This is a genomic window from Parcubacteria group bacterium (assembly GCA_041657845.1).
Lineage (GTDB): Bacteria > Patescibacteriota > Minisyncoccia > Moranbacterales > JAKLHP01 > JAKLHP01.
The window spans coordinates 1-11,187 of sequence record JBBABD010000026.1 but is presented as its reverse complement, the minus strand read 5'-3'; the positions used below and the strand labels follow the sequence as shown (position 1 = coordinate 11,187).

The 11,187-nt window shown below is 37.0% G+C and carries 10 protein-coding genes; 8 read left to right on the top strand and 2 right to left on the bottom strand.

Features of this window, described 5'->3' with window-relative positions:
* The 5 genes from WC906_04210 to rsmA all read left to right on the top strand — a co-directional run.
* The coding region (locus tag WC906_04210) for a conjugal transfer protein TraC (protein ID MFA5777617.1) at nt 1–704 on the top strand (704 nt) is incomplete at its 5' end.
* A gap of 69 nt (nt 705–773) precedes the next feature.
* A complete protein-coding gene (locus WC906_04205; protein MFA5777616.1) occupies nt 774–1,157 on the top strand; it encodes a hypothetical protein in 384 nt (127 codons plus the stop codon).
* 138 nt (nt 1,158–1,295) lie between these two features.
* On the top strand, nt 1,296–2,864 hold the full coding sequence (locus tag WC906_04200) for a YifB family Mg chelatase-like AAA ATPase (GenBank protein ID MFA5777615.1): 1,569 nt from the start codon (nt 1,296–1,298) through the stop codon (nt 2,862–2,864).
* Nucleotides 2,865–2,875: 11 nt separating this feature from the next.
* A complete protein-coding gene (locus tag WC906_04195) occupies nt 2,876–3,829 on the top strand; it encodes a G5 domain-containing protein (GenBank protein MFA5777614.1) in 954 nt (317 codons plus the stop codon).
* Between the two features lie 6 nt (nt 3,830–3,835).
* Entirely contained in the window at nt 3,836–4,624 is a 789-nt protein-coding gene (rsmA, locus tag WC906_04190) for a 16S rRNA (adenine(1518)-N(6)/adenine(1519)-N(6))-dimethyltransferase RsmA (protein MFA5777613.1), read from the top strand.
* Here the strand turns inward: rsmA and WC906_04185 are convergent.
* Together WC906_04185 and WC906_04180 are read right to left on the bottom strand one after the other, a co-directional pair.
* Nucleotides 4,619–6,259: a UbiA family prenyltransferase gene (locus tag WC906_04185; protein MFA5777612.1), complete on the bottom strand. Its 1,641-nt coding sequence runs from the start codon at nt 6,257–6,259 to the stop codon at nt 4,619–4,621. The genes rsmA and WC906_04185 overlap by 6 nt on opposite strands.
* Before the next feature lie 92 nt (nt 6,260–6,351).
* Entirely contained in the window at nt 6,352–6,501 is a 150-nt protein-coding gene (locus tag WC906_04180) for a hypothetical protein (protein ID MFA5777611.1), read from the bottom strand.
* A gap of 227 nt (nt 6,502–6,728) precedes the next feature.
* Here WC906_04180 and WC906_04175 point away from each other — a divergent pair, with 227 nt between their 5' ends.
* The 3 genes from WC906_04175 to WC906_04165 are packed head-to-tail and all read left to right on the top strand — an operon-like array spanning nt 6,729 to nt 10,891.
* Nucleotides 6,729–8,933, top strand: coding sequence for a UvrD-helicase domain-containing protein (locus WC906_04175; protein MFA5777610.1), 2,205 nt, complete (start codon nt 6,729–6,731; stop codon nt 8,931–8,933).
* Nucleotides 8,934–8,936: 3 nt separating this feature from the next.
* Nucleotides 8,937–9,812: a prolipoprotein diacylglyceryl transferase gene (lgt, locus tag WC906_04170; GenBank protein MFA5777609.1), complete on the top strand. Its 876-nt coding sequence runs from the start codon at nt 8,937–8,939 to the stop codon at nt 9,810–9,812.
* 44 nt (nt 9,813–9,856) lie between these two features.
* Complete coding sequence (locus WC906_04165) at nt 9,857–10,891, top strand: hypothetical protein (GenBank protein MFA5777608.1); 1,035 nt, start codon at nt 9,857–9,859, stop codon at nt 10,889–10,891.
* Nucleotides 10,892–11,187 lie beyond the last annotated feature (296 nt).

Below are 11,187 nucleotides of genomic sequence, written 5' to 3'. Positions count from 1 at the left end.
AGAGCAATTTTCAGAATTTTACGCCCAATTCTTTTCCAACGATGTCCGATTTATATGAAGTTTTGAGCAATATGGAAGGCGCTGACTCATTGTCAGTGAGGCTTGAAAAATATACAGAAGGAATTTTTTCCGGATTTTTGAACCACCCGACTAATGTTAAGATTGATAATCAGATGGTAGTTTTCAATATCAGGGATCTGGAAGACGAACTTCGTCCAATTGCTATGTTTGTCGTTCTTCAGTTTATTTGGAATGAAATGCGTTCTAATATGAAAAAACGCTTAGTTATTGTTGATGAGGCTTGGGTGATGATGAAACATGACGATGCCGCATCTTTCTTGTTTGGAATAGCAAAACGCTGCCGAAAATATTTCACCGGGCTTACTACTATTACTCAAGATATTGCCGATTTTATGTCTTCCAGGTACGGAAAGCCGATTGTTACCAACTCTTCAATTCAACTTTTGCTTCGCCAATCCCCGGCGGCAATAGATGTAATATTGGAAACATTTTATCTTACCGATCAGGAAAAATTTCTTCTATTGGAAAGCAACGTCGGAGAAGGAATTTTCTTTGCCGGAGCCAAACATGCGGCGATTAAAGTCATCGCTTCTTACAGCGAGGATCAGGTTATTACGACTGATCCCAATCAACTTCTTGAAATCGAGCAGGCGAAAAAGGAATTTGATGAAGAAAATTTATAGCTCCCGCGAATTACGAATCCGGTGCAAATATACGAATAGTTTTTATTTATAATTATTTCCATATTCGCTATGAACGAGAATGAAGCGGAAAACTCGATGAATTTAGCCAATGCCAGAAAGACTATCCAGCAGAAAAAAAGTACTATTGGCCAGGCAAAACTAGCTTTGTCTTTTGGGAAAAAATTAAAAAAATATTGGGTGATTCTTTTGATATCGGCAATAGCTGATCTTTTTGGCGCCATTCCCGTTTTGAGTGTCATTGTGAATCTCGGTTTTGGTTTAATTCTTTTTCTTTATTTTGGATCGAAAAAAACAAAGAATCCAAGTGCGAATCTTTTGGGAATTGTTTTGCCGGAGTTGTTGGGAAGCGTGTTTGATTGGATTTTAAGCGTCCTGCCTGTCAATATTGGGACGACACTGATAAGAATTGCCTTGTCCGATGATACGGAATGATGAAGGTATTCTGTTAACAAAAAAACAGCTTGAACATAAAATTTCTAATTAACCTAATAAAATCCCAAATCCAAATTTCCAATGTCAAATAAAATTCCAAATCCAAATAACAAAAATTTTTGATTTTGAAATTAGAATTTGATTGGAAATTGGGATTTTGAAATTTGGATTTCCAATAATTTGCCTTCAAAATTATTTTCCGCGGCGACCGTCGGGCTATCAAGCGAAATAGTCGAAGTGGAAGTGGATGTCTTAGGTCAAGGACTTCATAATTTTACTATTGTCGGACTGCCGGATACTTCTATTAAAGAATCACGCGACAGGGTCAGTTCTGCTATTAAAAATAGCGGTTTCAAGCCTCCGTATCAATGCGGCAGGATTACTGTAAATTTGGCTCCCGCCGATCTTCCCAAACTTACTCCGATTTATGATATTCCAATGGCTCTGGGGTTTCTTTTAGCAACGAGCCAGATTAGTTTTAATTTTAAAAATAAGCTATTCATTGGAGAATTGGCATTGGATGGAAAAATAAGGCCGGTTCAAGGCGTGCTTCCCATTACTCTCCTGGCTAAAGATAAAAAAATAGAAGAAATTTATGTTCCCAAAGAAAATGCATCCGAAGCCAGCGTAGTTGAAGGAATAAATGTTATTCCAATTGACAGCCTGTATTCACTGGTCGGACATTTGGCAGGAGAAAAAAATATCGAAATCCATCCCAAAGTCGAAGTTGATTCCCTGATTAAAAAAGGCGATTGTGAATTGGATATGGCGCATATTAAAGGCCAGGAACATGCCAAAAGAGCGCTTGAAATCGCTGCGGCTGGAGGACACAATGTGCTTTTTAACGGACCTCCAGGATCGGGGAAAACGCTTCTGGCTAAAACGATGCCGACAATACTTCCCAGAATGACATTGGACGAAAGCCTCGAAGTAACCAAAATATTTTCTATTTCCGGAAAACTGCCTAAAGGAGAAGCTCTGATTGTTACCAGGCCATTCCGGGCGCCTCACCATAGCGCCAGCAGTGTTTCTTTGGTTGGGGGAGGAACCTTCCCTAAACCGGGTGAAATAAGCTTGTCTCATCGAGGAGTGTTGTTTTTGGATGAATTTGCCGAGTTTCCTCGTCCAGTTATGGAGAGCTTGCGGCAGCCTCTTGAAGATGGTATTATTACCGTCTCAAGAGCCAAAGGCTCATTGGAATTTCCAGCCAGATTTATTCTAGTGGCGGCTATGAATCCCTGCCCTTGCGGCAATGCTACTGACCCGGAAAGAATCTGCTCCTGCAGTCCTTCCCAAATAGTTAAATACCAAAGGAAAATATCTGGACCAATTTTAGATAGAATCGATCTTCACATCGAAGTCCCCAGGCTTAAATTTGACAAGCTGGAAAGCGGAGAATTGGGAGAAACAAGCGCTGAAATAAGGGAAAGAGTAGAAAAAGCGAGAAAGGTGCAGGAAGAAAGATTCAAAAATCTTAGTATTATTACCAATAGCGAAATGAATTCTCACCAAATAAAAAAGTTTTGTCCGCTGGACGAGAAAAGCATTGAATTGCTTCGAGTCGCGGTTTCGTCGATGCGGCTTTCTGCCAGAGCCTATTATCGTCTCATAAAAATTGCCAGAACGATCGCAGATTTAAAAGGAATTGAAAATATTCAACCGGATCATTTAGCGGAAGCAATACAATACAGATTTAAAACGGATTAATTTGATAATCAATGGTTAAGACGAAGAAAATAATTATATTTTTTTTACTCCTGCTTTTGGGGTTTGTTTTTTATAAACTGGTTTCCTTTAAAAATACTTCTTATTCCGGCGATTTTAAGAGCAAGAATAAAAAAATAACAATAAATGATGACGGATTTGAATATAGATTAAATAATGTAGACCAGGAGACAATAGATGAATTGCTAGGAGATAAAAAAATAATTATAAATAACGGAGATTTTATTTTTCCTGAAAGAGTCAAAAAAATATATAGCGGATCAAAAATTATTATTAAGAAAAACAAAGATGTTTCTATTTTGGCTGATGGAAAAACAATAAAAGGGAATACTTTTGGAAATATTGTCGCTATGGCGCTTTGGGATAATGATGTAAAATTAGGAGAGGATGATTTTACTATTCCCGCTACAAGCGCACCGATTAAGGATGACGCTAAAATAGAAGTAGTGAGGGTGGATATTAAAGAAGAAATAGTAAAAAAAGATGTTGATTTCGAAAAGCAAGCTACTGAGGATGACAAGTTGGGCTGGAGAATAAAAAAAGTAAGCCAGAAAGGAGTGAAGGGAATCGATGAATATAAATATAAAGTAGTATCGCACAACGGAAAAGAAATTTCCCGAAAGCTGTTATCCAAAGAAAGAACTAAGGATCCAACTCCGGAAATTTCAGTTCAAGGGACATATATGAAATTAGGAAAGGGAAGTAGTGGGCAAGGAACTTGGTATGCTTGGAAGGGTGGAATGTTTGCGGCCAGTACAACAATTCCTCGAGGCGGATATGCGAAAGTTACCAACACGGAAAATGGTAAAACGGTAGCAGTTCAGATTAATGATTATGGTCCGCAAGGAAAAGGAAGAATTATCGATTTGGACAAAGTGGCTTTTGAAAAAATTGCTTCCTTGGGAGCCGGAGTAATTGGTGTTAAGGTGGAACAAATACTAAATTAAAATTTTATGCCAAGTAAATTAGGTCAAAACTTTCTTAAAAATAAAGATGTCGTTAAAAGAATTGTAGATTCAGCCGGTTTGAATATGGAAGATTTTGCTGTGGAAGTCGGACCGGGAAAAGGAATTCTGACTGAAGAACTAGCTAAAGTCTGCAAGGAGGTTATGGCTGTAGAGATCGATAGGGATTTAATATCTGCGCTCAGAAGCAAATTTGAAAAAAATGAGAAAATTAAGATATTGGAAGGAGATATTCTCGGGATGAATATTGAAGGAATAATGAGCCATAAATTGAGAAGCAAGGGATATAAAGTAGTGGCTAATATCCCGTATTATATCACTTCTCCCCTTATTAGATTTTTTTTGGAAAATGAATTTCCTCCGAGAGAGATGATCCTGATGGTGCAAAAAGAAGTGGCGGAGAGAATTACGGCAAAACCCGGGAATCACAGTATCTTATCGTTGTCTGTTCAGTATTATGCCAATCCGGAGCTGTTATTCTATGTTGATAAAAATAATTTTGATCCGGTGCCGGAAGTGGATAGCGCAGTAATAAAAATTTTAGTCGATAGCCAGTGTTTGCCGATTAACAGAAAAAATGCAGATAGTTTTTTTCGAGTTGTGCGGGCGGGATTTTGCGCCAAAAGGAAAACCTTGAATAATAATTTATCCAATAGTTTTCATCTGAGCAAAAAAGAAGCGGAAGAGAAATTAAAAACAGCCGGCATTCTAGGAGCTGCTAGGGCGCAAGAATTAGATATCGAAGATTGGAAAAAACTGGCGAGATTATTTTTATAAAAAAACAATTCTAACCAAAACTATTCCATAAATTGAAACCGTTCCCAGTATCCACCAAAAAATATTTCTATAATTCACAAGGCTCTCACTGGAGCTTTTTCTCATTTTCGCAACCAGCCAAAAAGAAACCCCTCCCAGAATAATTGCCCACCAGAAAAGCCTGAATTCGTTAAGGAGGATAACGCTAAGCAGAAAGGATAGAAGAATTCCCGAGGCCACTATTATTTTTCCCCAGTATTCTCCAAAAACAACCGGCACAGTGTAAACCTCGTCTCCCTTGTCGCCTTCAATATCTTTAAAATCTTTTATCGGAATGGATAGCGTATACGCAATAATCAAGAGAATTATTATTTGGAATGGTATTTCAAGGAAAATTTGGCTATCGGTAACAAGCGAATAACCTGCGAAGAAAATCATAAGAGAAGCAACCGAACTTACAAAAGTAGAAACAAAAGCAAAACGCTTGAGCCGCATCGGCCAGGCTGAATAAGTCCAGGCAATTCCTTGGTAGACAATTAAAAGAAAGGATATTTTAAGATTAACTAAGGAAGCAAGATAAATAGAAAAAGCGAAAAATATTAATCCCATTGCCTTATACTCGGAAAGCGAGAAAGTCTTCTTTATAAGAGGGCGATAGGAGTTGGTCTTGGTATCTATTTTTTCATCAAAAATATCATTCACAACTACTGACGCTAGCCAGGACAGAATAACAGCGTCCAATACAACCAGAAAACCAAGAGCATTGAAAAAATTAATCGGTACTGTTTTTTGGGAAAACGCGAATCCAATTCCGATCCCGGCGATTAGCAGTCCTCCGTGATAAAAAACTTGAGGGAATCTGATATTTTTTAGGAAAGAGCAGAACCGCTCTTTCTGGTATCGGAAAAGTCCTAGAAGAATTATCGCGGAAATAATTAAGAGATAAATCATATTCACTTTTACAATAAGAGCATCATTAACCTGGTAAATGTCTTTTGAAAACAAGCTAAATGGAGAGAAGAACATCTGAACCGCATCGATTTCAGTCACCTTCGAAAATCCAATTGATATTCCTTGGACTGCTATTGTAATCCAAGAGGGGAATGTTCCTAAAATGAACAAGGTTGCATATACCAAAAAGGAAACAAATGCGGATTTTAAAATACTTTTTGATTTTAAATAGGCATAAACCAGAATTAGCAAGACAGCAATTAATATTTCAGCTCTTACCCCGTAGGTAATTCCGATGTCCGGACGGTCGCCGAAAAAAGTGAAGAATCTTTTTATCAGTCCGCTTAGGCTGTCAAAAGTATAAAAACTCCAGAATCCTTTTCCATGAGACATTACATAATCAACCAGGGGAGGAATTATGATTACAGAATATCCCCAAATAAGAATGTTAGCTGCTTTTTTAAAGCTTACTTTGAGTATCTTGTGAATAATCCAAAGTGAAACTAGATAAGCGATAAGAAATGAATCAAAAAATTCATAAAAAATAAAGAAGCTTCTGTGGGCATTTTCTCCTGTAACCCAATTTTCAATAAGTATTCTGATTAGTATCAAGCTGACAAAAGAAGAAAGCAGGATCCATAGGCTGCTAGGGCACTCTTCTATTTTTTGGATCATTTTTTCTAGTTTTGGCATTATCCTTTTCATTTAATAAATTTAGCATTAAATCAGGAAAGATAGCAAATAAAGAAAAACCGAGAACTAATTCCCGGTTTTTTGTAAGGCCCCCTTAGATTTTTTTAGAAGAGTCCTATTTGACCAAAGAGAGTGACTACTAACATTGGCATCAGTGCCAATAGGAAGGCCAAGCTCATCTCATTGTATGCCGCCTCCTTTTCTGCTCTCTTTTTGCATTCAGGACATTCGCACACTTCTTTTTGTTCCTCCATTTTTTTTATTTTTAATGATTAATAAAGCAAAAAACGGGAGACACCCGTTTCTTTACTATTCAATTATAGCAGGTTTTGAACATAAAGTCAAATGATGGTACAATTTATAGGACTTACGTGTTCGCTTCAAAAATATCAGTTGCGCAAGTACAGTGAAGCAGCGTCGGTATTTTTTAAACTTCTATCAGATGCATGGCAGGCATCGGCTCTATTTTAATATTTTTTATATGAATGACATTCTAGCTGCTTTAAATAAAAAACAACGCGAGGCTGTGACCATTACCGATGGTCCTATTTTAATTATTGCCGGAGCCGGATCGGGAAAGACAAGGACGCTCACTCACAAAGTGGCGTATCTTATTAGAGAAAAAAAAGTTCGTCCTGGAAATATTTTGGCAGTTACCTTTACTAATAAATCAGCCGGGGAAATGAAAGAAAGAATTATTAAATTGCTGACAGAAGAAAACCGTGTTCCTTCAAAATATGACTTGCCATTAGTCGGAACTTTTCACAGCATTTGCGCTAAAATTCTCCGCAAAGAAATTGACAAACTTGGTTACGAAAGATCTTTTAATATCATTGACGACCATGACCAAATGTCGCTGATGAAAAAAATGTTTGCGCGTCTTGAAATTAGCAAGGATCAATTTAATCCAAGGGCGATTCTGGAAGCTATCAGCAAAGCGAAAAATAATTTGGCAGACCCTCATCAATTTTCTTTGGGCATCGGAGGATATTTCGAAGAAGTAGTTTCCCGATTATATTCAGAGTATCAGAATGAGCTTAAGAAAAACAATTCTTTGGATTTTGACGATCTCATTATGTTTGTGGTTAAGATATTTCAGAAATTTCCGGAAGTGCTGGAAAAATATCAGAACCAATTCCATTATGTCCTGGTGGATGAATATCAGGATACGAACCATTCGCAATATCTTTTGGTAAATTTTCTGGCGAAAAAATATCGGAATTTATGCGTAGTGGGCGATGACTGGCAATCGATTTATGGATGGCGTCAGGCGGATATTAATAATATTTTGGATTTTGAAAAAGATTATTCGGAAGCCAAAGTAATTTCTTTAGAACAGAATTATCGTTCCAGCCAGGTAATTCTTGATGCGGCTTACGGAGTTATTTCTCAAAATGTTTTTCGAAAAGACAAAAAACTTTGGACGGAAAAGGAGGGGGGACAGCTCATCACTTCCTATGAAGCTGGGGACGAAGTAGAGGAAGCGGACTTTGTAGCCAGAGAAATATTGAAATCCAGCGGGGGAAAATATAGCGATTTTGTTGTGCTCTACAGAACCAACGCTCAATCCCGGATATTGGAAGAAATATTTCTCAAAAGATCAATACCGTACAAGATTGTCGGCGGAATAAAATTTTATCAGAGAAAAGAAATTAAGGATGTCGTTTCCTATCTTCGATTTATTAAAAATCCGAAAGATTATCTATCGTTGGAGAGGATTATCAATGAGCCGAAGCGAGGATTGGGGGACAAAACAATAGAGAAATGGGTAGCGATAGCTAAAGAAAATAAACTGGACTTATTGCAGGCTGGAACGCGTCTTGCAAATTTTAATAATCCTATCTTGCCGGCAGGCAGGAAAGACTCAATAATTAAAAAAATCCCAGATTCAAAGTTAGAAGATATTTCAAAATTTTGTGAGTTTATTGGAAGGATGAGAGAAACGATGGACAGGATTGATTTAACCGACTTTATTCAAAAAGTTTTTTCAGAAAGCGGATATGAAAAATATCTTCAGGATGGAACGATGGAAGGAGAAATGCGATGGGAGAACGTCAAAGAGCTTATTACGGTTGCTCAAAAATATGATAAAGAAGAAATTTCCAATGGACAGAAATTGGAAGAATTTTTGGAGGAAGTGGCGCTGGCGACAGATGCGGATAAGGGAGAAGAAGTTAAAGACTCGGTGTATCTTATGACTTTGCACAGTGCCAAGGGTCTTGAATTTTCAACCGTTTTCATTGTTGGATTGGAAGAAGGAATAATACCACATTCCAGAAGTATGCTTAGCCAAATTGAGATGGAAGAAGAAAGAAGGCTGATGTATGTGGGGATTACCCGAGCCAAAGAAAAGGCCTATCTTTGTTTTACGAGGCAGAGAAATATTTTCGGTTCTACTCAGATTAATCCGCCGTCGAGATTTTTGTCCGAAATACCGGAACATTTATTGGATAATCATGAATCAAGAATTATGAATTATGATTCGGATTTCGAAAAAAATAAAAAATCAATAGCTCATGATTCAGAATTTATAATTCAAAAATTTAAAGACGGCGAACATGTCCATCATCCGGATTTTGGCGATGGAGTGGTTATCTCCATTCAAGGAGATATTATTACTGTCGCTTTCAAAAAAAACGGAATCAAAAAGCTTGCTTTAAAATTCGCTCCGCTTAAGAAAATTTAGTTTATGTTTTCTTTTTATCAACATCTTCCAGAACTCGTTAATCCAATCGCTTTTTTAATCGGCAATTTCAGTGTTCGTTGGTATTCACTGATGTATTTAGCTGGTTTTTGTGTTGTTTATGGTTTGCTAATGTATAGAGTCAGGAAAGATGAAAGATTGTCTAAAATTTTCAATTTTCAATTTTCAATTTTCAATAAAATACCAAATACCGAATACCGAATACCATATTCTATCATTATCGATTTTTTGCTGTATTCTTTTATTGGACTTATCGCTGGCGGACGCTTAGGTTATGTTTTATTTTACAATCTAGGCTGGTATATAAAAAATCCATTAACCATTATTTCTCCTTTCGATTCAAGCGGAAATTTTATTGGAATATTCGGAATGAGTTATTTTGGCGGACTTATAGGAATTATTATCGCTACTATTATATTTTGCCGAAAAAATGAAATTAATTTTTGGCGGTGGGCGGATTTTGTGGTTCCGGCCATTCCAGCCGGATATTTCTTTGGAAGAATAGGGAATTTTCTAAATGGAGAATTATACGGAAAGGCTGCTAACAGTTTTTTGGGAATGTATTTTGGCGACGGAATTTTGCGCCATCCGACGCAGTTATACGAGGCGTTGCTGGAGGGTTTGTTATTATTTGTTATTTTATGGTTTCTGCGCAACAAAACTAAATTTTCAGGAACTCTTTTCTTGTTGTATATAGCGGGTTACGGAATGGTCAGGTTTTTTGTTGAATTTTTGCGAGAACCGGAAAATGATTTTATTTTTGGAATGACGAGAGGACAGGTGCTAGCATTTTTTGCGATAATAACGGCAGGGATAGCGTATGCTTATGGGGCTAAAAAACACAGCTATAAAGAAATATAAATTTAATATTTCAAGCTTATTAATTTTGTGCTATAATGTCTTTAATGGGTGAAATAGGAGACAAAAAAATGTTTCTTGATTCTGTTTTTGCTGAAAATAAAGGCGAAGCAGTTTTAGTTTTGAATGAAAAATATCAAGACATAAGCAAAAATCTGAAATCCACTCTGTTTTCTCGCGGGAGAATGTCGGAGTCTTTTTTTACTGAAGATTCAAAATTGTATATTACCCCAAAACAACAGAAAATGGTTAATCGGGAGGTAAAAACAAATAACGGAGAAAATTTATTTGATGGCGTTAGCGCTAGAATAGTTGGCGATTATAGAAAGTTTAGGGCTTCCGAAAGCGATTTCTTATATAAAAAGCTGTCAGACAAATATAAGGAAATTCAGAAAGGATTTATTGATATTCCCCAAAATTTTGCCAGAAGGATGACTTTGGTCAAATTGTGGAATCTTTCAGTCGTAGGCGCTATTGTGCTGGGAATGGTTTCGATGACATTTATTTATCGATATCTGGGAGTAGGTGTTTCGGCTATTGGCGATACAAATAAAGTTATTACAACCGTTCCGGTTGAACAGGTTCTCGGCGGAGAAGACATTAAAAATAGTCAAGATATTGTAAGCTATATAGAACAAATAATTGAAGATTCTGAAAAGATTAAAAAAGATGAATTTGAAAAAAGAGTTGCGGATATGGTAGAAGGATATCCGATTAAGAAAATGCTGCCTTATCTTTTTGAAAAAGACAGAACGGTCGTTGCTTTCTATATTGCAATTGCCAAAAAGGAAAGTAATTGGGGAAAAAGAGTCCCAGTCCTTAAAGGGGAGGATTGCTATAATTATTTAGGATACAGGGCAGTTAGAGAAAGAATGGGGTCGGGAGGGCATACTTGTTTCGATAGTCCCAAAGATGCTGTGAATACGATAACAAAAAGAATGGAGTTTCTGATAGAAGAGAAAAAACTCGATACTCCCGCCAAGATGTCTATTTGGAAATGCGGATCGAAATGCGATGAAGACGGCCAGGTGAAAAAATGGATTAGCGATGTGGAATCCATACAAAGCAAGCTGAAGGACTAGCGTAGTATTGATATTTTTGAATTTTGAAATTTGTTCGGCAGAGACGAAGCAACGCTTCGTTTTTTATGTTTTTATGCATAAAAATGCTGTAATTAAAAAAAAGACAATGACGCACTTCAGAATAATTTCCTGGATTTTGTTCTGTCACAAGGAAATGATAATGTCCTAATAGCGGGAAGTAGAAATGTCCGCCCCGGCAGGTTATGATATTAGTTTAACCACTAATATCAACCAAATGGACAATCGCATTATCATGAGTCAAAAAGAAGTTAATCGCTACGATATCATCCAAAAAG